General features: G+C 72.5%; 22 protein-coding genes and 1 rRNA gene. 18 read left to right on the forward strand and 5 right to left on the reverse strand.

All coding sequences use genetic code 11. The features are described 5' to 3' along the window. Both rrf and JOL79_RS06475 read left to right on the forward strand, forming a co-directional pair. Positions 1-109: ribosomal RNA gene (gene rrf / locus JOL79_RS06470) — 5S ribosomal RNA — on the forward strand; the annotation flags it as partial. A 1993-nt stretch (positions 110-2102) separates the two neighbouring features. Then, positions 2103-3146 carry a tetratricopeptide repeat protein gene (locus JOL79_RS06475; protein ID WP_307848359.1) on the forward strand — a complete coding sequence of 348 codons (1044 nt, stop codon included), beginning with the start codon at positions 2103-2105 and terminating at the stop codon, positions 3144-3146. Between the two features lie 132 nt (positions 3147-3278). Here JOL79_RS06475 and JOL79_RS06480 read toward each other — a convergent pair whose 3' ends face one another. After that, positions 3279-4208 carry an MBL fold metallo-hydrolase gene (locus tag JOL79_RS06480; protein WP_210155166.1) on the reverse strand — a complete coding sequence of 310 codons (930 nt, stop codon included), beginning with the start codon at positions 4206-4208 and terminating at the stop codon, positions 3279-3281. A gap of 125 nt (positions 4209-4333) precedes the next feature. Here JOL79_RS06480 and JOL79_RS06485 point away from each other — a divergent pair, with 125 nt between their 5' ends. Continuing rightward, entirely contained in the window at positions 4334-4675 is a 342-nt protein-coding gene (locus JOL79_RS06485; protein WP_210154762.1) for a single-stranded DNA-binding protein, read from the forward strand. Here the strand turns inward: JOL79_RS06485 and JOL79_RS06490 are convergent. Further along, positions 4650-5876, reverse strand: coding sequence for a DUF1015 family protein (locus tag JOL79_RS06490; protein WP_230984392.1), 1227 nt, complete (start codon positions 5874-5876; stop codon positions 4650-4652). The genes JOL79_RS06485 and JOL79_RS06490 overlap by 26 nt on opposite strands. A gap of 85 nt (positions 5877-5961) precedes the next feature. On the opposite strand from JOL79_RS06490, the gene JOL79_RS06495 reads away from it, so the two are divergent. Then, complete coding sequence (locus tag JOL79_RS06495) at positions 5962-6393, forward strand: tetratricopeptide repeat protein (protein WP_210154764.1); 432 nt, start codon at positions 5962-5964, stop codon at positions 6391-6393. A gap of 89 nt (positions 6394-6482) precedes the next feature. Further along, positions 6483-7469 carry an HAD-IIA family hydrolase gene (locus JOL79_RS06500; protein ID WP_210155167.1) on the forward strand — a complete coding sequence of 329 codons (987 nt, stop codon included), beginning with the start codon at positions 6483-6485 and terminating at the stop codon, positions 7467-7469. A gap of 108 nt (positions 7470-7577) precedes the next feature. Here the strand turns inward: JOL79_RS06500 and JOL79_RS06505 are convergent, their stop codons facing one another. Beyond that, positions 7578-7925 (reverse strand): SCP2 sterol-binding domain-containing protein, encoded by a 348-nt coding sequence (locus JOL79_RS06505; protein WP_210154765.1) that lies wholly within the window; start codon positions 7923-7925, stop codon positions 7578-7580. 326 nt (positions 7926-8251) lie between these two features. Here JOL79_RS06505 and JOL79_RS06510 point away from each other — a divergent pair, with 326 nt between their 5' ends. From JOL79_RS06510 to JOL79_RS06570, 13 genes are all read left to right on the forward strand, one after another. After that, the gene (locus JOL79_RS06510; RefSeq protein WP_210154766.1) at positions 8252-8443 is read left to right on the forward strand and encodes a hypothetical protein; all 192 of its coding nucleotides are present in this window, start codon (positions 8252-8254) and stop codon (positions 8441-8443) included. Positions 8444-8474: 31 nt separating this feature from the next. Next, entirely contained in the window at positions 8475-9287 is an 813-nt protein-coding gene (locus JOL79_RS06515; protein ID WP_307848360.1) for a TlyA family RNA methyltransferase, read from the forward strand. Positions 9288-9351: 64 nt separating this feature from the next. After that, positions 9352-10254: an NAD kinase gene (locus JOL79_RS06520; RefSeq protein WP_210154767.1), complete on the forward strand. Its 903-nt coding sequence runs from the start codon at positions 9352-9354 to the stop codon at positions 10252-10254. Positions 10255-10472: 218 nt separating this feature from the next. Next, positions 10473-12245 (forward strand): DNA repair protein RecN, encoded by a 1773-nt coding sequence (gene recN / locus JOL79_RS06525; protein ID WP_210154768.1) that lies wholly within the window; start codon positions 10473-10475, stop codon positions 12243-12245. Between the two features lie 180 nt (positions 12246-12425). Then, positions 12426-13622, forward strand: coding sequence for a putative cytokinetic ring protein SteA (gene steA / locus JOL79_RS06530; protein ID WP_210154769.1), 1197 nt, complete (start codon positions 12426-12428; stop codon positions 13620-13622). Further along, complete coding sequence (locus JOL79_RS06535; protein WP_210154770.1) at positions 13619-14605, forward strand: copper transporter; 987 nt, start codon at positions 13619-13621, stop codon at positions 14603-14605. The genes steA and JOL79_RS06535 overlap by 4 nt, the downstream gene beginning before the upstream one ends. Before the next feature lie 64 nt (positions 14606-14669). Then, positions 14670-15599 (forward strand): hypothetical protein, encoded by a 930-nt coding sequence (locus JOL79_RS06540; protein ID WP_210154771.1) that lies wholly within the window; start codon positions 14670-14672, stop codon positions 15597-15599. Further along, positions 15596-17299 (forward strand): murein biosynthesis integral membrane protein MurJ, encoded by a 1704-nt coding sequence (murJ, locus tag JOL79_RS06545; RefSeq protein ID WP_210154772.1) that lies wholly within the window; start codon positions 15596-15598, stop codon positions 17297-17299. Before JOL79_RS06540 ends, murJ begins: the two co-directional genes overlap by 4 nt. An 8-nt stretch (positions 17300-17307) precedes the next feature. Further along, positions 17308-18387 (forward strand): glycosyltransferase family 4 protein, encoded by a 1080-nt coding sequence (locus tag JOL79_RS06550; RefSeq protein WP_210155169.1) that lies wholly within the window; start codon positions 17308-17310, stop codon positions 18385-18387. A gap of 192 nt (positions 18388-18579) precedes the next feature. Next, positions 18580-19560, forward strand: coding sequence for a TerC family protein (locus JOL79_RS06555; RefSeq protein ID WP_210154773.1), 981 nt, complete (start codon positions 18580-18582; stop codon positions 19558-19560). Positions 19561-19697: 137 nt separating this feature from the next. Beyond that, positions 19698-20357: a phosphatidylserine decarboxylase gene (locus JOL79_RS06560; RefSeq protein WP_307848417.1), complete on the forward strand. Its 660-nt coding sequence runs from the start codon at positions 19698-19700 to the stop codon at positions 20355-20357. Further along, positions 20344-21180 (forward strand): CDP-diacylglycerol--serine O-phosphatidyltransferase, encoded by an 837-nt coding sequence (gene pssA, locus JOL79_RS06565; RefSeq protein ID WP_210154774.1) that lies wholly within the window; start codon positions 20344-20346, stop codon positions 21178-21180. Before JOL79_RS06560 ends, pssA begins: the two co-directional genes overlap by 14 nt. Before the next feature lie 101 nt (positions 21181-21281). After that, positions 21282-21578 (forward strand): hypothetical protein, encoded by a 297-nt coding sequence (locus JOL79_RS06570; RefSeq protein ID WP_210154775.1) that lies wholly within the window; start codon positions 21282-21284, stop codon positions 21576-21578. Positions 21579-21612: 34 nt separating this feature from the next. Here JOL79_RS06570 and menC read toward each other — a convergent pair whose 3' ends face one another. Together menC and JOL79_RS06580 are read right to left on the reverse strand one after the other, a co-directional pair. Then, positions 21613-22713 carry an o-succinylbenzoate synthase gene (menC, locus tag JOL79_RS06575; protein WP_210154776.1) on the reverse strand — a complete coding sequence of 367 codons (1101 nt, stop codon included), beginning with the start codon at positions 22711-22713 and terminating at the stop codon, positions 21613-21615. Between the two features lie 213 nt (positions 22714-22926). Then, positions 22927-23706, reverse strand: a complete 780-nt coding sequence (locus JOL79_RS06580; protein ID WP_210154777.1) for a GNAT family N-acetyltransferase — start codon at positions 23704-23706, stop codon at positions 22927-22929. Between the last annotated feature and the right edge of the window lie 25 nt (positions 23707-23731).

Consider the following 23731-nt stretch of genomic DNA (forward strand, 5'->3'; position numbering starts at 1 on the left):
TTATAGCGGTAGGGAAACACCCGGTTACATTCCGAACCCGGAAGTTAAGCCTTCCAGCGCCGATGGTACTGCACTGGGGACGGTGTGGGAGAGTAGGACGCCGCCGGACAATTTTTGTGGAGGGCCATCCCGTTTTGGGGTGGCCCTTCATGCTTTCTGGGCTCGATCGCTTATCCCACGATATGGGGATAGCAGATCGGCTGTCGCCGTTCCCGACTTCTCATCTGAGGCCCAGACGGTCAGGGCGGCGCGCTAGGCTGAGTCTCCGGGCCATCGCTACGGGGTGGCCCTCGTTGCATGAGACGAGCTGGATCTCAGCATGTGATGCCTCCGACAGACCTGAGAGAACAGCGTCTGCGCCGGGGCCCGGCGGGTAGAAGGCGTCCTCGTCGTTTGTCAGGACGAGAAGACGCGGCACTGCGATCACCGAATCGGACGAAGAGTCGTACGCGGTGAGCAAGTAACAGAGGACAGAAGTGAACAGAGACGACGGGCGCGACGGCACGGGCCGTGGCGACGACAACCGCGATCAGAGCGGGAGCCGGTACGGGCGTGCCGGTGGCTCCCGAGGCAACGAGGGTCAGGGTGGCTCCGAAGGCCGTTACGGGGTGAGGCGCGATGCGCCGCGCGGGGATCGCGGCGAGCGCCCCTTCCGTTCCGATAGACGTGACTTCCAGGACCGAGGCCGCGGCGCCGGAGAGCGGTCTCCCGCTCGGCGTGACGGCGGCGACCAAGGCGGGCGCTCGTACGGGGACCGTAACGGCTCTCGCTCCGGCTTCGGGTATCGGGATCGGGACAGCCGGCCCGATCGCGGCCCGCGTTCAGACGACAGGGGCGGTTTCGGCGGCAGGGACCGCCGGGACGACCGCAGCGAAGGCCGGCCGCCCCGCCGCGACTTCGACAGGAACTCCCCACGTCCGTACGGGGATCGTGATGGTGGTCGGCCGTCCCGTCCGTACGGGGATCGTGATGGTGGTCGGCCGTCCCGTCCGTACGGGGATCGTGATGGTGGTCGGCCGTCCCGTCCGTACGGGGATCGTGATGGTGGTCGCCCGTCCCGTCCGTACGGGGATCGTGATGGTGGTCGCCCGTCCCGTCCGTACGGCGACAGGGAACGGTCTGATGAGAGCCGCCCTCGTCCGTATCGCGACGGCAACCGTGCCGACCGCTTCCCCCGCGATCGCGACGACAGCGGGGGCAGGCCGTTCCGCCCGGAGGGCCGTGACTCCGGCTTCCGTTCCGGTGAGCGGAGCGACCGGCCTTACCGGAACGACCGAGGCGACCGGCCCTTCCGCTCGGACCGTCCCGCTTACGGGGGAGATCGCCAGGGCGATTCCCGCGGGGGCGGACGTCGTGAGGGCGGGTTCCGCGACAGCGGGCCCCGGGAAGGCGGCTACGGCGAGCGGCGTCCGCGCCAGGGCGGCGGTTTCGGCGGCCGGTACGGATTCCGGGACCGGGACGAGAGTCGCGGGTTCCAGTCCGATCAGAGGCGGGAGCGTTCGTTCCGCGACGATCGTGACGGCCGTCCGTCACGCGACCGTGAGGACAATCAGGAACGGACATATCCTGCTCGCGGGGAGAACGAGACGCCGCAGGCCGGATCAGAGCGACGGACATACTCGGAGGGAACCGAGGCCGCGAGTCGTCCCAATCGTGACGACCGGGCCGCGGACCGCTCCGAGCGTGGGCCTCGTGACGGAGACAGGCCGTTCCGCGGGCGTGACGACGAGCGGGGCCGTTACGGGGACCGCAGCCGTGACCGGGCCGGGGGCCGCGGTCAGGGGCGGGACTCCGGCGAGCGCTCTTATCGCTCATCCTCGGGTCCGCGCGACCGGCGTGACGACAGGGGCGGTCCGCGGTCGTTCCGGCGTGACGACAGAGACGGTCCCCGGCCGTTCAGCCGCGACGGAGGCCCGCGGTCGTCCGACCGGGGCGAGCCGGGCGGCACGCGCAGCCGCTACGGAAGGACCGATGAGCCGAAGCCCCGGGAGGAGCTGCCCAAGCTCGCCCCGGACATCTCGCCCGATGAGCTCGACCGGGACGCGCGCGATGAGCTGCGTTCCCTGCCGAACGACCTCGCCGATCTCGTCGCCGCACACCTGGTGGCGGCGGGGCGCGCCCTGAGCGAGGGTGAGCCCGAGCGGGCGTACGAGCACGCGAAGGTGGCTCGTCGATTCGCCGCCAGGATCGGTGTGGTCAGGGAGGCCGTGGGCATCGCCGCCTATCACGCAGGGGAGTACGCCGAGGCGCTCGGCGACCTCCGGGCGGCCCGCAGGATCAGCGGCTCCGACGCGTACCTGCCGATCATGGCCGACTGCGAGCGGGGACTGGGACGGCCGGAGCGAGCACTCGACCTGGTGCGCTCGCCGGAGGCGGAACGGCTCGATCGGGCCGCGAAGATCGAGCTCACCATCGTGGAGTCCGGGGCCCGCCGTGACCTCGGCCAGCACGACGCGGCGGTGATCACGCTGCAGCGCCTGCCCGAGCTCCGGGACCCGCAACCGAAGCCCTGGTCGGCTCGCCTCGCCTTCGCGTACGCCGACGCGCTGGCGGACGCCGGACACCAGGAGGCGGCGACCGACTGGTTCGCCCGTGCCATGGCCTTCGACGAGGACGGCGAGACCGACGCCGCCGAGCGGTACGCCGAGCTCACCGGCTCGGTGATCGAGGACGTCGAGGAAGATTTCGAGGAGGACGTCGACGGGGACGCGGCCGACGACCTGGAAGACGACGTCGACCCCGACGGCATCGGCGGCGACGCCGGCGATGCCGAGGGCCGGGATCTTCCGGAGGCGGCTCCCGGAGATGTCGAGCGCGCGGCCACGGAGGCCGACGAGGACGACGACTCCGAGGACGACGAAGAGGACGGGGACGAGACGGACGACGACTCCGTGTCCGCCGTTCAGCCGCTCGCGCCGGCGGGTCGCGACGACGCCGACGGCCCGGCGGGCCCCGCGGACGACGCCGCGGCCGGTGAGGCGGCGGCTTCCGCAGGAGAAGACCGTCCTGGCCGGGAGGACGCGACGGCCTCGGCCGCTGTGGCTTCCCCGAGCTCCGCCTACGGCCCGGCGTTCATCGAGCCGAACTTCGGCGACGTGGTCGACGAGCCGGAAGGCGGCGCGGGCCGGGCGGACCACACGCCCTGACGTTATGTGACGTCACTCAGCGCGGGCGCCGCCACCTCGACGGAGAGGTGGCGGCGCCCGCCTGCGTTTCCGCCGTCCGGGCCGCGCGGGCGTCGCTCCCTGCCGGGATCCGTCACACCCTCGCGGGCCGGTTCACGCCTCCGGTACGCGGTTGAGCCAGTGCAGGATGCCGCCGACGTTGGACGGCGCCCCGCTCAGCAGCTCGAAGCGTTCGGCGGTCTCGTCGTCGGCACGCAGGGCCGAGTAGCGTTCCCTGGTGCGGTCGCGGACCATCGCCACGGCATGGTCGAGATCGAGCCCCTCGTCCCGGGCCCGCTTGGTGAGATCGACCCAGATCTGGAGCTCCTCGGCCGACCGTTCGAGGGTGGCCGCCACCTCTCCGACCGGTCCGTAGTGGCTGAACAGGAGGCGCTGCGGGCCGAGCGCGGAGAAGGTCGCGATAGATCCGAGCGCCACGTCGAGGTCGAAGTCCGGCGGCGGGGTGGCGGGGCGCAGGTCGCCGGTCTCCGGGAGGTACACCCCTGCCGCGTCGCCGACGTACAGGTCTCCCGTACGCGAGTCCAGCAGCCCGACGTGATGCTTCGCGTGCCCCGGCGAGTAGTGACTGGACAGGGTCCGGCCGCCGCCGAGATCGATCTCCCCGGTGTCGCCGAGGGCGCGGATGCGCGCGGAGTCGGTCGGCGACAGGGTGCCGAACAGAACGTCGAGCTTGTCTCCCCAGACTCTCCGCGCGCTTTTCATCAGGCGCGACGGATCCGCGAGGTGGCGGGCCCCCTTCTCATGCACCACGATCTCGGCCGATGGGTAGAAGCCCGCGATGTCGCCCACACCGCCGGCGTGATCGAGGTGGATGTGCGTCACGACGACGGTCGCGAGATCCTCCGCCCCGACGCCGAGTGAGGTCAGGGCGTCTCGTACGACAGGCGCCGAGGTGGACGTACCCGTCTCGACGAGGCAGGGGCGGTCGCCGAGGATGAGATATCCGGCCGTGATCCCCGAGTATCCGGCCATCCGGGTGTCGATCTCGTACACATCACCGCCGAGCGGCGTCACGTTGTCCACAGGCACCCCAGAAGTCGAGCCGGTATACACAGAATGCCATTCCACTTCCCGCGTGCGCACGCCGATGGCGCACAGTGACCCGCAGGGGGCCCTGCCGGGGCCCCGCAGGCCGGAATGGAGGCGGGATGCACCGCAACGAGGTGACGCTGGTGGGCCGGTTGTCGATGGCTCCCACCGACAAGGAACTGCCCAGCGGGACCGTGCTGACCCAGTGGCGGCTGGCCGTGCGACGGCCGGACGATCACCCCGGTCACCGGCGCTCGGATGCCATCGAGTGCGCCACGTTCGACGACGACGTACGAGCCATGCTGGCGGGCTGGAGCGTCGACGACGTCGTCCGAGTGGAGGGCGCGATGCGCCGCCGCTGGTGGCGTGGCGGCAGCCGCTTCGAGGTCGAGGTCCGGGCGGCACGGCGTGAGGAGGAAGCTCCGCGACAGACCGTCACTCCGCCGAGAACACCCGCATGACCAGGCCCGTCCGCGGTTTCGGACCGAAGGAGGTGGACTTCCGCGGCACCCGCTCACCCTGAGCGGCGACGGCGAGCACGTCCGGCGTGGACAGGGGGTTGAGCAGCACCGCCGTCCCGCCACGGCGGCGGGCGAGCTTCACGGCGGCGAGCGGGTCGTGGTGCACGACCAGCACGGACTGCTCGTCGTCCGCGATCCCCCAGACCTTCGGCAGCAGGAACTCGGTGAGGACCGAGGTCGCGAGCGACCGCCACCGGGCCGACCGGCCGGCGGGCATGGCGTGCTCGATCTGCACGGGGTCGGGGTCGGTCAGCAGGTGGGATGGGCCGTCACCCGCGAGCACGAACGCGGGCCCGGCCGCGTCGGCGAGACCCGCCAGTGCGTCCTCCAGGGAGGTGAACTCGTGCACCTGCCAGGCGCCCTTGGCGCGGGCGGCCGCCTCCCCCAGTGGGAGGTCGGGGATCACCCGGTGGATCGCCTGAAGATCGGGCGGGTATTGGGTGGAGTCCACGAGGAAGGCGAGGCCGTAGTCCCACGGGCCGGGCCCCGGGTGATCCTTCTGCAGCCTCTCGTAGGTGGCGTACCGGTGGTGCCCGTCCGCGATCAGCGCCTGGCGGTCCCGGAGATCCTCGCCCACGGCGGCGATCTCATGGGGGTCCGTCACCGCCCACAGCCGGTGGCGGATCCCGTCCCCGGTGCGCACCTCGACCAGCGGACGGCGCAGGCGCGCGACATCGCCGACGAGGCGGGAGGCGCTGCCGCCGCCCTCGTACACCAGGAAGATCGGCTCAAGGTTGGCCTGTGTGGCGCGCATGAGGGCCAGCCGGTCGGCGACGGGTCCCGGCATCACGTTCTCGTGCGGCAGGACCGACGTGGACCCCACGCCGAGCGCTCCGATCAGGCCACGTTGCAGGACTCCGGCGCCGCTCTGCTCGTACACGTACAGCGCGGGCAGCGGGTCCACCGTGAGCACGCCGGAGTCGAGCCAGCCGTTCAGTTCCGCTTTCGCCCCGCCGTAGTGTCCCGCCTCGGGAAGGATGAGGCGCACCACGTTGTTCGCATGACGATGCAGTAGTTCATGGAGTTCGTCCGGTGAGATGAGATCATACGGTGGCGAGGTGACCGCGGCCAGGTCGTCGACGGTGAATCGGACACCGTGGAACGGACGCAGCGCAAGACCCGCCCGTTCAGATCTCTCCATACCGGGCATGTTGCCATAGGCCCGGACTCCCCGACGCTGCGGTGCCCGGTTCTTGATGAAATCGGATTGCGGGAGGCACTACCCGATGATTCCTGACCGAAACGAGGCGGCCGGCGACTCCAGAGACCCGGGTGGCGCTCCCACCGGCGGCGTGTACGAGTGGTTCATGCGAGGGACGAAACTGCTGGAGGAGGGCAGCCCGGCCGCGGCGGCGGCCATTCTCGAGCGCGCCGCGCAGGCCGAACCGGCCTCCCGCAGCATCCGGGAGGCCCTCGCCCGCGCCCAGTTCAACTCCCGGAGATACAGCGAGGCGGCGGGGAGCTTCCGCCTGATCGTGGACGCCAATCCGGCCGAGGACTACGCGTACTTCGGACTCGGCATGGCGCTGTGGCGCAGCGGCGACGTCGAGGCCGCGCAGGAACCCCTGGCCGTGGCCGTAGCCATGCGTCCCGACCTGCGACACTATGTCTCGGCACTGAAGCAGGTGCGGGCGACGCTGCGAGCGAGGCAGGCGTGACGAACGATACGGGCCAGACATCCGGATCTCCAGGAGCGGAGGATCACGGCGGCGACGCGGGCGCGTCGCGAACGGAGCGGGGCGGCGGCGTGCTGGTCGACGCGTACGACACCCTGCTGCTCGACCTGGACGGGGTGGTCTACCTCGGCAAACACGCGGTTCCCTCGGCGCCCGAGGCGTTGGAGCGGGCCCGTCGCGGGGGAGTGCGGCTCGCGTTCGTGACGAACAACGCGTCCCGCACCCCTGCGGCTATCGCCCAGCACCTGACCCACCTGGGCGTACCGGCCGCCTCCGAGGACGTCGTCACGTCAGCCCAGGCGGCTGCGCGGCTGATCGCCGAGCGGGTGCCGCCGGGTTCGCCGGTGCTCGTCGTCGGCGGGATGGGACTGCGCACGGCCGTGCGGGCCCAGGGGCTGCGGCCGGTGACCACCGCGCTGGACGCTCCGGTCGCCGTCGTCCAGGGAATGTGGGACGGCCTGTCCTACGGCCTCCTCGCCGAGGGGACCCTCGCCGTGCGCCAGGGCGCCTGGTTCGTGGGGGCGAACGGTGACTCGACCATGCCGACCGGGCGCGGCGAGCTGCCCGGCAACGGATCGATGAGCCGGGTGATCGCGACGGCGACCGGTGTGGAGCCCGTCGTCGCCGGCAAGCCGGAACCGCCCCTCCACCGCGAGTCCATGATCCGTACGGAGGCGCGGCGGCCCCTCATCGTCGGAGACCGGCTCGACACGGACATCGAGGGGGCCACCCGGGCGGGGGTGGACAGCCTGCTCGTCATGACCGGGGTCACCGGTCCGCTGGATCTGCTCACGGCCGAGCCGCGCCACCGTCCCACCCACATCGCCCTCGACCTGACCGGTCTGCACGCCCCGCCGGCGTGGACCCGTGCCGAGGACGGCGGCCACGCGTGCGGAGGCTGGACGGCGCGCCGGCAGGACGGCCGCCTGACGCTGTCGGGAGACGGCGACCGGATGGACGGGCTGCGCGCCGCGTGCGCCGCCGCCTGGGAGGCGGCCGGCGACGGCGGTGCCGACGAGGACGCGGTGAAACCCGTCCTCGCGCGACTCGGTTTCTGACGCGGGCCGCCCCGGCCCACAGGGGGCCGCCTCACGGGCCGGCCATGGAGGGGCGGCCCGTGAGCCCGCGTGGGATCCGTGGCTTCCCCGGCGTCCGCGGGGAAAGCCTCAGAGCAGCTTGCGGAGGCGGAGCAGGTCGCCGATGCTGGCGTCGATCTTGACGCGTCCGCTGAACAGGGCCCGGCCCATGTCCAGATCACCGTTGACCATGGAGATGAGGTCTTCGCTCTTCAGCGTGAGCTTGACCTCGGCGGGGCGGCCGTCGTCCGGCGGTACCTCTTTGAAGGGGTCGAGGCCGTTGTGGTGGATGCGCCCATAGAAGGTGACTTCGAGGTCGGAGATGCGGCAGGAGAGCCTGCGCTCGACCACATGCCTCGTCCGATCCTCGGCGCCTATCTCGTCGAATCGCTCCGCGAGCTTCTCCAGCGCCGCCCGGCACTCCTCGACGGTCGCCATACCCCCGCCTCTCCTTCATCGATCTCTGCGATGCCCTCTACCCACCGACAGTAGCTTTCCATGTGACCCGCGCGCGAAATACGTGATCCCGAATCAGGAACAAACGACGGGTCGCGGGCCGTTCCGTCGGCACAGGCGTCACAAAGCGCCCGGAAGCCCGGAGGAATCGCCACGAAAGTGGCGGTGGCCGACGTGGTGACGCGGCGGGAGAAGCCCGGAGGAGTACGCCCCGAGGTGGCTTTGCCGCGCGTCGTGTCGGCGGCGTCCGCTAACGTCGGGGCGACCGGAGACGGAGAGCGTGATCGCGCGCTGTGTTGGAGGGACCGATGACGGAGAGCGGCGCCACGCCGGCGGGGCCGGTCACGGGAGCCGGAGGCGCCGAGGCGGCGCTGGCTCCCCTCGAACGGCTCGCCGCCACGCCCGTGTCCGGGCACGTGGCCGTCTTCGAAGAGGTGCTGAGCGGCTTGGAGGCGGTGCTCGCCTCGGTGGAGGAGCCGGCGTCCGAGGCCGAGCGGTGAGCGCGGCCGGGGCGGACGGAGATCGGTGGGCGTGATGAAGCGGGTTCGGCTGGACAGCGAGCTCGTCCGGCGGGGGCTGGCGCGCTCCCGTGAGCAGGCGGGCCAGCTCATCGAGGCCGGCCGGGTCAGCGTCGGCGGCCGGGTCGCGGGCAAGGCCGCCACCCAGGTCGACACCGCGGCGGCCATCGTGGTCGCCGAGACGCAGGAAGGGCCCGACTACGTGTCCCGGGGCGCCCACAAGCTGCTCGGAGCGTTGCGCGCCTTCGACGGGCTCCAGGTGGAGGGCCGCCGATGTCTCGACGCGGGCGCCTCGACCGGCGGCTTCACCGACGTGCTGCTCCGGCACGGCGCCGCCCACGTCCTCGCGGTGGACGTCGGCTACGGGCAGCTCGCCTGGCCGCTGCGCAACGACGAGCGCGTCACGGTCATGGAGCGGCAGAACGTGCGCGAGCTGACGCCCGAGCTGGTGGGGGAGCCGCCCTCGCTCGTGGTGGGCGACCTGTCGTTCATCTCGCTCCGCCTCGTCCTGCCCGCGCTCGTCGCGTGCGCCGCCGACGTCGCGGAGTTCGCCATGCTGGTGAAGCCGCAGTTCGAGGTCGGCAAGGAGCGCGTGGGCGCGGGCGGCGTCGTGCGCGACCCCGCTCTGCGCGCCGAGGTCGTACGGGATGTGGCGACGGCCGCCCGGGGGCTCGGGCTGGTGGTGAAGGGCGTGACGGCGAGCCCTCTGCCGGGGCCGTCCGGCAATGTGGAGTACGTCCTGTGGCTCGGCAAGGGACCGGGCCACGCCGAGGTGCCCGACATCGACGACGCGGTGCGGCGCGCCGTCGCGGAGGGCCCCCAATGAGAGGCTCCCCGGTGAGAGGGTCCCGGTGTTCGCGGCGGTCATGGGGAAAGACGGTGAGCGAGGGATGAACACGAAGCGGACGGTCCTCGTCACGGCGCACACCGGCCGGGAGGCCGCGGTGGAGAGCGCCAGGCTGGTCATGGACCGTCTCGTCGCCGCGGGCGTCGAGGTCAGGGTGCTCGACGACGAGGCCGAGGAGATCGGCTGCCCGGGAGCCGACGTCGTGCCGGAGGGCAGCGCGCTCAAGGACGCCGAACTGATCATCGTCCTGGGCGGCGACGGCACCCTGTTGCGCGCGGCCGAGCTGGCCCGTCCGTCGGGCGTGCCGCTGCTGGGCGTCAACCTGGGACATGTGGGGTTCCTCGCGGAGGCCGAGGTGGAGGACCTCACGACCGCCGTCGACCTCGTCGTCGACCGGCGCTACGAGGTCGAGGAACGGATGACCATCGAGGTCGTGGCCCGCGTCAACGGCTCGGTGCTCGCCCGTACGTGGGCGCTGAACGAGGCGTCGGTCGAGAAGGTGGACCGCATGCTCGAACTCGTCGCGGAGATCGACGGCCGCCCGCTGTCCCGCTGGGGCTGCGACGGGGTGATCTGCGCGACGCCGACAGGTTCGACCGCCTACGCGTTCTCGGCGGGCGGCCCGGTGGTGTGGCCGGAGGTGGAGGCGCTGCTGCTGGTCCCCAACAGCGCGCACGCGCTGTTCGCCCGGCCGCTGGTGGTCTCCCCGAGGTCCACGCTCGCCGTGGAGATCGTGCCCGCCACCAGTCCGGCCGTGCTCTGGTGTGACGGGCGCCGCCGCTTCGACATCCCTCCGGGCGCGCGGGTGGAGGTCCGCCGGGGCGATCTCCCCGTCCGGCTGGCCCGCCTGCTGGGTGTGGAGACGACCGGCGCGCCGTTCACGGACCGGCTGGTCGCCAAGTTCGCCCTCCCGGTCCAGGGATGGCGGGGCCGCGTCCGCTCCTGATCGGGCTGTCATCCCCGGCGCACCGACAGCGCCACGCGGTGCCGCCCGGCGGTCGTCGGCGGCGATCTGCCCCTGTTGTCCCTTATTCCGCGCTGGCCTGGGGATTCTCGTCCACAGTTCACCGTACGGACCTTCCTTGGCAGCCCGTCTCCTCGAAAATCTTGACGAGTTGCGCGTAGGATCTCTGGCGGATTCGGTCGGCAAATCGGGAGGGACCAGTGCGGCCACGGGTCGAGGAGGTCCGCATTCAGGGGCTCGGCGTCATCGACGAGGCCGTGCTGGAGTTGTCCCCTGGTTTCACCGTCGTCACCGGTGAGACGGGGGCGGGCAAGACCATGGTCGTCACCGGGCTCGGCCTGCTGTTCGGCGGCCGGGCCGACCCCGCCCGCGTGCGCCCCGGAGCCGACAAGGCCCTGGTCGAGGGCACTCTCGTGATCGAGCCGGACGGACGGGTGGCCCAGCAGGTCGCGGACGTCGGCGGCGAGATCGAGGAGGGCCAGCTCATCATCTCGCGGTCGGTGTCGTCCGAGGGCCGTTCCCGCGCCTGGCTCGGCGGTCGCGCCGTCCCCGTCGGGACGCTGACGTATATCGCCGACGATCTGGTGGCCGTGCACGGGCAGATGGACCAGCAGCGGCTCCTCCAGCCGGGACGGCAGCGGGCCGCGCTCGACCGGTATGCCGGCGACGAGCTGGTCAAGCCCCTACGCTCCTACGAGCAGGCCTACAAGCGGCACAAGCAGGTCGGCGAACTGCTCCACGAGATCACGGTCCGGGCCCGGGAGCGGGCCCAGGAGGCCGACGTGCTGCGGTTCGGCCTGGAGGAGATCGAGAAGGCCGCCCCCAGAGCGGGTGAGGACGCCGAGCTCAAGGAGGAGGCCGAGCGGCTCTCCCACGCCGACGCGTTGCAGACCGCCGCCACCACCGCCCACACCGCGCTACTCGGCGACCCCATGTCCGCCGCCCAGAACGCGCAGGACGCCGTGTCGCTGATCGGGCAGGCGCGGGGGGCCGTGGAGGGCGTCCGGGAGTTCGATCCGGCCCTGGCCGGACTGGCCGAGCGGCTCGCCGAGGCCGGCTACCTGATCTCCGACGTGGCGACCGAGCTGGCCGCCTACGCCGAGTCCGTCGAGGCCGACCCGGCCCGCCTGGCCGCCGTCCAGGAGCGCAGGTCCCTGCTCAACGGGCTGACCCGGAAGTACGGCGAGGACGTCGACGCCGTGCTCGCGTGGTCGGAGCGGGCCGCGCGGCGGCTGGCCGAGCTCGACGGGGACGACGAGCGGATCGAGGAGCTGACGCGTGAGCACGGCGAGCTGAGCGAGCGGCTCGGCGAGCTCGCGGGCGATCTCACCGCGATCAGGACGGCCGCCGCCGAGAGATTCGGCGACGCCGTCACGCGGGAGCTGACCGCCCTCGCGATGCCGCACGCCCGGGTCAACGTGGCGATCACGCGGACGGAGGGGTTCGGACCCCACGGGGTCGACGAGGTGGAGCTGCGGCTGGCCGCGCACCCGGGGGCGGCGGCGCTGCCGCTGACCAAGGGGGCGTCCGGCGGTGAGCTGAGCCGGGTCATGCTCGCGATCGAGGTGGTCTTCGCCGGCGCCGACCCCGTGCCGACGTTCGTCTTCGACGAGGTGGACGCGGGGGTGGGCGGCAAGGCCGCCGTCGAGATCGGCAGGCGGCTGGCCAAGCTGGCTCGCAGCGCCCAGGTCATCGTGGTCACGCACCTGCCGCAGGTGGCGGCGTTCGCCGACCAGCACCTGGTGGTGGAGAAGGCCAACGACGGCAGAGTGGTCCGCAGCGGCGTCGTCGCCCTCGACCGGCAGGCCAGGGAACGTGAGCTGTCCCGCATGCTGGCGGGTCTGGAAGACTCCGAGCTCGGCCGGGCCCACGCGGCGGAGCTGATGTCCATCGCCGCTGCGGACAAGGACGCCTGGGATCGCGAGGCCGCCGTCGGCGCGGGCAAGCCGGTGTCCCGCCGCAAATCACGCTGAACGCCCGCGGCGGACATCCGGGCCGCCCGAAACCCGCCTCCGGCCGTTCGTGGTTCGTCGATACCGGTCCATAAAGACGTATCCTGGCGAGCCGGGAAGGCTGTGCACTTGCCGTAACAAAAGCGACGGGCGGCCGGGTCTGGGAGCGTGCCGGTCGCCCCCTCTGGCAGGATGGTCATAATGAAGGTCCCGAGCTTGAACGTTCCGGGCCTCCGCCGCAGGAAGGCAGACGACCTTCCCGGGGTGACGGCAGTGGCGAGAATCGACAGGCGGACCAAGAGGCTGACCAAGCGCCTCCAGGCCGGGGAGATCGCGATTATCGACCACGTCGACATCGACCGGGTCAGCGGGGAGGCACTGGTCGCATGTGGCGCCGCGGCGGTGGTCAACCTGGCCGCCAGCGTCAGCGGGCGCTATCCCAACCTCGGGCCCCGCATCCTCATCGAGGCCGGCGTTCCGCTGGTCGACAGCGCCACCCCCGAGCTGTTCGAACGGATCAAGGACGGCGACGTCGTCCGCGTCCACGACGGGATGATCTACCTCGGTGACGAGCTGGTCGGCAAGGGCCAGCAGCAGACGGCCGAGACCGTCGAGGCGGCCATGACCGAGGCCCGGGCCGGCTTCGCCGTCCAGATGGAGGCGTTCGTCGCCAACACGATGGAGTATGTCCGGCGCGAGCGCGACCTGCTCATCGACGGCGTGGGCGTCCCCGACATCCGCACCTCGATGGACGGCAGGCACGTCCTCATCGTGGTCCGTGGATACCACTACAAGGAGGACATCGCGACGCTCCGGCCGTACATCCGGGAGTACCGCCCGGTGCTCATCGGCGTCGACGGCGGGGCGGACGCGCTGATCGAGGCGGGCTACGTGCCCGACATCATCGTGGGCGACTTCGACTCGGTCTCGGAGAAGGCGCTGTGCTGCGGCGCCGAACTGGTCGTGCACGCCTACCCGGACGGCCGGGCGCCGGGGCTGGAGCGCGTGCGCCGGCTCGGCCAGCAGGCCGTCGTCTTCCCCGCGACCGGCACCAGCGAGGACATCGCGATGCTGCTGTCGGACGACAAGGGGGCGTCGCTGATCGTCGCGGTGGGCACCCACTGGACGCTCGACGAGTTCCTCGACAAGGGCCGGTCCGGCATGGCGAGCACCTTCCTCACCCGGCTGCGGGTCGGCAGCAAGCTCGTCGACGCCAAGGGCGTCAGCAGGCTCTACCGCAGCCGCATCTCCACCCCATCCCTGCTGCTCCTCGTGGCGACCACCATGATCACCATCGGGGTCGTGCTGTCGGTCTCGCCGATCGGCCAGGTCTGGCTGAACGGCCTGCGCGTCGCGTGGAACGGCTTCGTCTTCTGGCTGGTCGGACTCTTCTCGTGATCGATTTCCGTTATCACCTCGTCTCGATCGTGGCGATCTTCCTCGCGCTGACGGTTGGCATCGTGCTCGGCAGCACGGTCCTGGAACCCACGTTCTACAAGTCGGCCGAGGACATGACGGCCTCGCTGCGGCAGGCCAACGAGAAGTACATCACCCAGATCTCCGATCTGCAGTCGCGCGAGGAGGGGGCGGACTCGCTGATCGTCGGCCACACCGCCGACCTCGTGCGCGGCCAGCTCGCCGGCGAGCGGGTCGTGCTCGTGGAGGCGCCCGGCGCGCCGGCCGGCCTGCGGGACTCGATCCAGCGGCTGGTCACCGACGCGGGCGCCGTCTACACCGGGCGGGTCAGCCTCACCGACAAGTTCACGGCCGGCGACCAGGCGGCCGTGGTCGACGGGCTCGCCACCAACGTCGCGCCTGTCGGCACGAAGTTCCCCGACGGCGCGAGCGCCTACGACAAGGCGGCGGCCATGCTGGCCAGCGCGATCGTGACGGGCGACCGGACCCAGGCGGGGCGGCCCAACCCCGCGGCGACCGGTGTGCTTGAGGCGTTCCAGGCCGGCGACTTCCTGACGATCAACGGTTCCCCCGCGCAGCGGGCGACGCTGGCGATCGTGCTCACCCCGGCCCAGCCGTACGAGGGGGAGGAGGCGGAGACGCAGACCGCGGCGATCGTGTCGATCGCGGCCGGGCTCGACTCCGCCGACCTCGGCACGGTGGTTGCGGGCAACACGACGGCCTCCGCCGGGGCCGGGGTGATCGCGGCCCTGCACGACACCGGCGAGGCGGCCTCCAACGTCACGACCGTCGACACCGTCGATATTCCAGCGGGCCGGATCACGATCGTCTACGCTCTGCGGGAGCAGCTCGCCGGGCGGTCGGGAGCGTACGGCATCGGCAGCGGGTCCACGGCGTTCGAACCGTCCGTGGTCGCCAGCCCCACCCCCAGTACGGCGGCCAGTACCGCGGCCACGCGCGGCTGACCGGCGCGCACCGACGTTCCGCACCCCGCCAACCCACCTCACGAACCCGAGAAGAGGACCAGCCGTGGCCAGACGCTTCCCGGCCGGGGCACCGGCCGCCGCCCTGATCGGCGCCGCGCTCGGCGCCGTCGCGGCCCGCGCCGCCTACGCGGCCTTCCGGCGGCGGCCGCCCCTGGGAGACGAGAAGACGGCCGACGAATACTGGACCCGGACCAACCACCGCGGGGAGCCGGTGACGCTGCTGGAGGGGCCCGCGTTCGCCGCCGGCGCCGCGGCAGCCGCCGTCGTCGCCCCCGGCCTGTCCACGAGATCCCGGGCCGCCGCGCTGCTGGCCGGCGCGGGAAGCGGGGCGCTCGGCGCGTACGACGACATCTCGGGCACGGGCTCGTCGAAGGGCTTCAAGGGCCACCTCACGGCGCTGGCCAGGGGTGAGGTCACGAGCGGCGCGGTGAAGATCCTCGGCATCGGCGCGGCGGGTCTCGCCGCCGCCGCGGTGGCACCGCCCCACCCGGGAGTGTCCCGCCCGGCCGTCCGGGCCCTCGACACCCTGGCCGACGGCGCGCTGATCGCCGGGAGCGCCAATCTGGCCAACCTGTTCGACCTGCGGCCCGGACGGGCCATCAAGGTGGGCCTGCTCGCCGGAGGCCCGCTGCTGGCGGCCTCGGCCGCGGGGCCCGGCGCTCGGGAGGCGGCCGTACTGGCCGCGGTGCCCCTGGGCGCGGCCGCGGCGCTGCTGCCCGAAGACCTGGGGGAGCGGGCCATGCTGGGCGACGCCGGGGCGAACGCCCTCGGGGCCCTCCTCGGGCTCGCCGCCACGGCGCGGCTCAGCCGGCCCGCGCGCCTGGCGGCGCTCGGCGTGGTCGTGGCGCTCACCGCCGCCTCGGAGCGGGTCAGCTTCACGAAGGTGATCGCGGGCAACCGCGTGCTCAACCGGCTCGACCTGCTCGGCCGCCGTCCGCCGCAGGACCCCGGCTCCCGGCGGCCGTCGGCGTGACAGCGGGCGGGGGCGCGGGATCGTCCCGGGCCGGATGGGCGGGACGGCTCGGCGGCGGAGTGGTGGGGGCCGCGGTCCTGATCGGCGTCATCACGATCCTGGCCCGGGTCACCGGCTTCGCCAAGCAACTGGCCTTCGCCCGGTCGGTCGGCACCAACTGCCTGGCCTCCGCCTACTACACGGCCAACCACGTGCCGAACATCGTGTTCGAGGTCGTGGCGGGGGGCGCGCTCGCCGGGATGGTCGTCCCGGTCCTCGCCGGTCCCGCCGCCCGCGCTATGGGGGAGTCGCGGGAGGAGGCGTCCCGGATCGCGTCGGCCCTGATGACCTGGGTGCTGGTGCTGCTCGTGCCGCTCGGCGCGCTGACGGCGCTGGCCGCCGGCCCGCTGGCGCGGCTGCTGGTCGGCGGAGCGGTCCCCGATTGCGAGGCCGGCCAGGTCGCCGCGGTCGCGGGGCGCATGCTCGCCGTCTTCGCGCCCCAGATCCCCCTCTACGGCATGGCGGTCGTGCTCTACGGCGTGCTGCAGGCCCACCGGCGGTTCGCCGGGCCCGCCCTCGCCCCGCTGGTGTCGAGCGTCGTCGTCATCGTGGCCTACCTCGCCTTCACTCCGCTGAGCGGCGGCGACCGCGACCCCGCCGCGGTCCCCGCGGCGGCGCAGACCGTTCTGTCCGTCGGCACGACGCTCGGCGTCCTCGCCCTGGTCGTGACGGTGATCGGTCCCGGCCTGGGGCTCGGCCTGCGCTGGCGGCCGGTGCTGCGGTTCCCCGACGGCGTGGGTGCACAGGTCAGGCGGCTCGCGCTGGCCGGGCTGAGCGCCCTGCTCGCCCAGCAGGCGGTGATGGCGATGGTCATCCCATTGGCCAACCGGGTGGGCGGCGGCGCGCTCCCGGCGTACGACTATGCCTGGGCGATCTACCAGGTGCCCTACGCCGTCCTCGCCGTGCCCATCGCCACCAGCGCGTTCCCGGTGCTGTCCGCCCACGCCGAGAACGGCGATCACGACGGCTTCGCGGAGCTGTCCGCCCGGACCACCCGGGCCGTCATCCTGATCTGCGGCCTCGCCGCGGGGGCGCTCGCGGCGGTCGCCGGGCCGGTGGCGCACGTCTTCCTGGGCCAGGCCGACGCCGACGTGCGGCCGGACGAGTTCGCGCGGGCGATCGCGCTGTTCGCCCCGGGTCTGGTGGGGTATGGCCTGACGGCCCATCTCAGCCGCGTCCTGTACGCCGCCGACCGGGGCAGGGCGGCGGCGCGCGGGATGGTGGCCGGCTGGCTGGTCGCGGGAGTGGCGCAGGCCGCGTTCGTGCTCCTGCTACCCGCTGGATGGAAGCTCGGCGGCCTCGCGGCCGGCCAGGCCCTGGGGATGACGGCCGGCGGCGCCCTCCTCCTGGGGTCGGTCCTGCGGGCGCGCGGCGGCGCGGCGGTGCGGGGAGTGCGGCGGGCGGCTCCGGCCGCGGCGCTGGGCGGCGGGGCAGGCTTCCTGGCGGGGTCGGGCGCGGTGCTCGCGGTGGGCGGTGAGGGCCCGTGGGCGGGGCTGGCCGCCGCGGCGGTGGCCGGGGTGACCGCCCTGCTGGCCGGAGTGATCGTCGCGGCCGCCGCTGACCGCGAGGATCTCGACGTGATCGTGGCCCGGTTCCGTCGCGGGCGGGCGTCCGAGCCGGACGGCCGCGTCCTGTCGCGGCGAGGAGGGGGCAGGCCGTGAGCCGGATCATGCTGGTGCTCGGGACGAGTTCCGGCGGCGTGGGGCGCCATGTGCGCATGCTGGCCGGGGGCCTCGCCGGCATGGGTCACGACGTGCTGGTCGCCGGGCCGGCCGCGACCGAGGAGGCGTTCGGGTTCGCCGCCGCGGGAGCGGTCTTCGCCGGGGTGGAGATCTCCGACCGGCCGCACCCGGCCGCCGACCTCCGATCGGCCGCCCGGCTGCGGGCGCTGGCCCGCGGGGCCGGCGCGGTGCACGCCCACGGACTGCGGGCCGGGGCGCTCGCCGCCCTCGCGCTCCTGGCCGCGCGCCGCCGCCCGCGTCTCGTCGTCACCCTGCACAACGCCGCCACGGCGGGAGGCGCGATCGGCGCCGTCTACCGCGTGCTGGAGCGCGTCGTCGCGCGGCGGGCCGACCACGTGCTCGTCGTGTCCCCCGACCTGGGCGCCCGGTTGCGCGCCGCGGGCGCCCGGACGGTGTCGCCCGCGGTGGTGCCCGCGCCCGCGCTGGCCCGACCCGCGCGGACCCCGGAGGAGGTGCGGGCCGAGCTGCGCGAGCGGCTGCCCGGCCTCACCGGCGACCGTCCGGTGCTGCTCACGGTGGCCCGGCTGGCCCAGCAGAAGGGGCTGGAGACGCTGCTCGACGCGGCCGCCGGGCCGTACAAGGGGGAGCCGGTCTTCGTGATCGCCGGCGACGGGCCGCTGCGGCCCGCCCTCCAGGCCCGGATCGACGCCGAGAAGCTGCCCGTGATTTTGTACGGCTGGGCCGCCACCGCGGAGCTCCTCCAGGTGGCCGCCGCCCTCCTCGTACCGAGCCGGTGGGAGGGGCAGCCGCTGAACGTGCAGGAGGCGCTGAGAGCGGGACGGCCGATCATCGCGACCCGCGTCGGCGGCATCCCCGGCCTGGTCGGCGACGCTGCTCTGCTGGTCCCTCCGGGGGACGCCGGCGCGCTCAGCCGCGAGATCGGCCGTGTTCTCGGAGATCCCGCCCTCGCGGAGCGGCTCGCGACGGCGTCCGCCCGGCGGGGGGCGGAGCTGCCCGGCGAGCGGGAGGCGCTGCGCTCGGCGCTGGAGGCGTACGAATCGGCCTGACCGTCGCGGATCGCGAAGACGATTAGGACGGGCAACGCCCGATCCCTATACTGAAGCCCGTTGGGGGGGAGTATCCCTTCGCGGCAGTCCCGTCATCACGGCATCGGCCCGGGGCTGCCGGTCCGCGGAAGCGCGTGCGGGCGGGAGAGACTTCCGGCAGTGTGTTCAGCGCGCGCCGGAGGTCTTCGGAACATGAGCTTTCCCCTGTGGATGTGGATCGCGGTCATCGCGGGACTGATGGTCGTGGTCGCCGTCGACCTCTGGATCGTGGATCGAGGCGAGCCCCGCGAGTTCTCGGTCCGGCAGGCGGGGATCTGGGTCGGTTTCTACGTCGCCCTCGCCGTGGCGTTCGGCGGCGCGCTGACCCTGTGGAGCGGGGGACCGGCGGGCGGGGAGTTCTTCGCGGGCTACCTGACCGAGTACAGCCTCAGCGTCGACAACCTGTTCGTCTTCTACATCATCATGTCCCGGTTCGGCGTACCGCGGATCTACCAGCACAAGGTCCTGCTGGTGGGCATCGTCCTGGCGCTCGTCATGCGCGGCGTCTTCATCGCGATCGGCGCGGCCGCCCTCACGAGGTTCAGCTGGCTGTTCTACGTCTTCGGGGCGTTCCTGCTCTACACCGCGTACACGCTGATCCGCGATCACGGTAAGCAGGACGAGGAGTTCAGCGAGAACGTCCTGCTGCGCTGGGCGCGCCGCCTCTTCCCGACCACGCCCGACTTCGTCGGCTCACGGGTCACCGTGCGGGTCGACGGCAGGCGGATGGTCACTCCGATGCTCATCATCATGATCGCGATCGGGACCACGGACCTGCTGTTCGCCCTCGACTCGATTCCGGCGATCTTCGGGCTCACCAAGGACGCCTTCATCGTGTTCTCCGCGAACGCGTTCGCGCTGATGGGACTGCGTCAGCTCTACTTCCTGCTGGGCGGTCTGCTGCAGCGGCTGGTCTACATCAGCTACGGTCTCGCGTTCATCCTCGGCTTCATCGGGGTTAAGCTGATCCTCGACGCGTTGCACGAGAGCCATGTGACTGGGGCTCCCCAGGTGTCCATCTGGGTGTCGCTGGCGGTCATCTGCGCCACCATGGCCGTCACGACGGTGGCAAGTCTGATCAAGGCCCGCAAGGGTGATAAGGCGGTCGCTTCGGCGGAAGCCCCCCAGGGCTAGCGAAACGGGCACCAAACCTGTTTGCTTGTCCCGTTGTGCCATAAAAAGACGGCAGGATCGGTAATATCGCTCACTGACGCGCAGTCCGGTTCCTAGTCGACAAAAGAGTACAAAGGTTCCCTGTGTCCAACGAATCGTTGCCTCGCGTGCCCGGCTCCTGGCCCGCGGACAGTCCCCGGGGGCGTGTCCGGCTCGCGCGCGGTGTGTCCCCCTGGTTGGCGCCTACCGCCGCCGCGGCGGTCGCCAGCTCACTCCTGGTCCGCCGTTCCCCTCGCTGGGCGGTGGCCGCGATCCCGCTCGCCGCGCTCACCGGCGGGATGCTCTGGTTCTTCCGCGACCCCGAGCGGGCGCCGGGCGAGGGCCGGCTGATCGCACCCGCCGACGGCGTGGTGCAGAGCATCGACCCCTGGCCGGACGGCCGGACCCGGGTCGCGATCTTCATGAGCCCGCTGAACGTGCACGTCAACCGTGCTCCCGCGGCGGGCACCGTCACCTCGGTCGAGCACGTCGCGGGCGGATTCGCCCCGGCCTTCAACAAGGACAGCGACCGGAACGAGCGCGTGGTCTGGCACTTCGACACGGCCCTCGGCGACGTCGAGCTCGTGCAGATCGCCGGAGCCGTGGCCCGCCGCATCGTGCCGTACCTCGCGAGGGGCGCCAAGGTCGCGCAGGGCGACCGCATCGGGCTCATCCGCCTCGGTTCCCGGGTGGACGTCTACCTCCCCGAGGGGATGGCCCCGGCCGTCACCGTCGGCGAGCGGACCACGGCGGGGGTGACCCGTCTTGACCGCGTCTGATCTCGGCGCCGACGCCTGGGAGTGCGGCGACGTGGAGGAGGAGCCGCGCGGCCCGGTCGGCAAGGCCTTCCGCCTGTCGGCCGCCGACTCACTGTCCCTGGGCAACGCGCTCAGCGGCTTCCTGGCGGTCTGCGTCCTCGCCTGGTCCGCCATCACCGACCTGCAGTCGGGCGTCAAGTTCCAGCCCGACCCCCGCTTCTTCGGCACGGCCGTGGTGCTGCTGCTGATCGGCGCGACCTGCGACCTCTTCGACGGCCTGGTGGCCAGGAAATTCCGGGCGTCGGCCATGGGCGCCGAGCTGGACAACCTGGCCGACGTGATCAGCTTCGGCTTCGCGCCCGCCTTCATGGTCGTCGTGTGGGCGGGCTTCTCGGGACGGGTGCCGCTGCTGGTGGTCCTGTTCGCGGCCGGCTCGATCCTGCTCGCGGGCGTCGTACGGCTGGCCCGCTTCGCCTGCGTGAAGACCAAGAGCGGCGACTTCATGGGCCTGCCGATCCCGATGGGCGCCATGACGGTCGTGTCGATCGTGCTGCTCTTCCAGCCGAGCTACCTGACGATCGCCGGCATCGTGGCGGTCGCCTGGCTGATGGTCAGCCGCATCGAGTACCCCAAGCCGAAGGGAAACCTGGCGGCGGTGGTGCTCGGCTGGATGCTGATCAACGTCGCCTGTCTGACGATCTGGGCCTGCCGCCTCGCCGGGGGCGACCAGTTGATCACAGTGGGGGCCACGATGCAGATCGCCATCGTCTCGGCCATCCCGCTTCGCGTTCTGATGTTCAAACAGCAGCAGCGCAGGGAACGACGCTCGGAGAACGTGGGCTGACGTCGTAAAACGGACAGGGGCCCCCGGTCGCTCGGCGGGCCCCTTTCTCATGGGGCCGGCCGGCAGGTCGACAAAACGCGTCACCCGATGGAGCCCTGGCCATGCCTCGTGAGCACACCCGGACATACTTCCTCGGCAAGCTCGCACGAGAGCTGGAGATCCGAGGGCTTGAGGCGTCTCTGCGCCCAGATCCGCCGTCGCTGAAGGTGCGCGACCCGGACGCGGCGCTGTTCAGCGAGACCGTCGACTGCGTCGCCATGTCCGACGGGTGGTTCTACCGCTGGTCCTGGGGCGACGTGGTGGAGAGCGCCGACGAGCCGGCCGCCGCCGCCGACCGCATCGTGAAGGTGTTCACCACGGGTGAGTCCCGGCCGCATCCGGGTCTCGGGGACGGCTGAGACCAGAATCTCGGCGCGGCCGGTCCGGCGCGGGTCAGAGCGCGATCCACTCCGCCGACGTGGTGACGGCGTCGAGGACGTCCGGCAGGGGATCCACCCCGAGCCCGGGACCGGTGGGCACGTCGAGGTGTCCGTCCGACATCACGAAGGGCGGAGTGATGTCGGTGGTGAAGTAGCGGCGTGACCCGGAGGTGTCGCCCGGCAGGGTGAACCCGGGCAGCGCGGCCAGCGCCAGGTTGGCGGCGCGGCCGATGCCGGTCTCCAGCATGCCGCCGCACCAGACCGCGACGCCGTGGGCGCGGCACAGGTCGTGGATGCGGCGTGCCTCGAGATAGCCGCCGACCCGGCCGGGCTTGATGTTGACGATCGAGCACGCGCCGAGGGCGATGGCCGCGGCCGCCTGGGCCGCGGACGAGATCGACTCGTCGAGGCAGATCGGGGTGCCGATCAGGCGGGCCAGCCGGGCGTGCTGCACCAGGTCGTCGTGGGCGAGCGGCTGCTCGATGAGGAGCAGGCCGAAGGCGTCGAGCTGGGCGAGGTGGCGGGCGTCGGACAGGGTGTACGCGGCGTTGGCGTCGACCTGGAGGAGCAGGTCGTCCCCGAAACGCTCGCGGACGGCCCGCACGGGAGCCAGGTCCCACCCCGGCTTGATCTTCAGCTTGATCCGCGCGTAGCCCTCGTCGAGATAGCCGGCGACGGCGTCGAGCAGCTCGGGAACCGAGTCCATGATGCCGACCGAGACGCCGCACGGCACCCGGTCGCGGGCCGCGCCGAGGAAGCGGCCGAACGACTCGCCGGAGGCGCGCAGCCGGGCGTCGAGCACGGCCGTCTCCAGGGCGGCCTTGGCCATCGGGTGCCCCTTGAACGGTTCGAGCGCGCGGCCGACGGCGTACGCGTCGGCCGACCCGGGCAGCGCGGGGATCAGGAACCGGCGCAGCACGTCGGCCGCCCCTTCCACGTACTCCGAGGAGTAGAGGGGCTCCGACATCGCCACGCACTCGCCCCAGCCCTCCGCGTCGGGGGTGACCACGTGGACGAGCAGCGCGTCGCGGGTGGTCTCCGTGCCGAAGGAGGTTCGGAACGGCGACACCAGCGGCATCGCGACGCGGCGCAGTTCGATTCCGGTGATCTTCATGTGGCGTGCGGCTTCCGGTGGTCGGGTCCGCGCCCGGGGCGTCGGCGTGCCGCACGGCACGCGCCCCGTCGCGCGGCAGGTCAGGTCGAGCATCCCACGGCGGCGGGACGGTTCGCGGCACCGCCGTGCGTTCCGCGGCCGGTACGGCGGTCACCCGCCGACGACGCCCCGGGGATCACCGTGTCGTGGTCGCCACGCGGAACGGGCGGACGGTCACGGGACGCGCCGCTCGACGACGTAGCCGGAGCCGTGGAAACCGGTGACGCGGGCACCCTCGTCGAGCAGGCCGCCGAGGACCTCGCGGACGGCGTGCCGCCAGCTCGCGGCCGCTTCGGGATCCCGCAGGCGCAGGCTCTCTATGTCAGCGGGAACCCCGACCAGCACGACGGGCGCGTCGGTGCGGCCCCGCTCCGGCGCGCCGTCCCGGTCGGCGAGCCCGGCGACCGCCCCCTCCGGCACCTCGACCGGCCACCTCTCGCCCCGGGCGGCGGCCACGACCCGCGGATCGGTGAGCCGCCACACCGCCAGGACCCGGTCGGACTCGTCACCCGCGTTGATCGCGTCGTACATCGCGCCGTAGAACGACCGCAGGTAGCGCTCCGGCCTCGCGCCGAGCTTGGTCAGGTTGAAATGGGCGTTCCTGCGCACCAGCGGATCGTAGGTCCAGGTGATCCGGCCGAGCCCGCGGGCCAGGGCCCACTCCCGCTGGTGCAGCTTGAGCGCGAGGCCGGCGCCGCGCCCGCCCACGGCCCCCGTCACGTGCGAGTGGAGCGCCTCGCCGGCGGGGGCCGCGAAGAACCCCGCCGACGCGCCGACCAGAGTCTCGCCGTCGTACGCGCCGGCCACGTAGTTGCCCGAATGGGACAGCGCCCGGAGCAGTTCGACCGTGACGGGCGCGCCTCCCGGATCCGGGCGCCAGATCTCGTCGAACAGCCGGAGGACGTCCTCGAACTCCTCGATGCGGCACAGCTCCCGCACGTCCGGGCCGGTCATCGTCCGGTCTCCCTCCTACCGGCGG

The sequence above is a fragment of the Microbispora oryzae genome, assembly GCF_017896165.1.
Classification (GTDB): Bacteria; Actinomycetota; Actinomycetes; order Streptosporangiales; family Streptosporangiaceae; genus Microbispora; species Microbispora oryzae.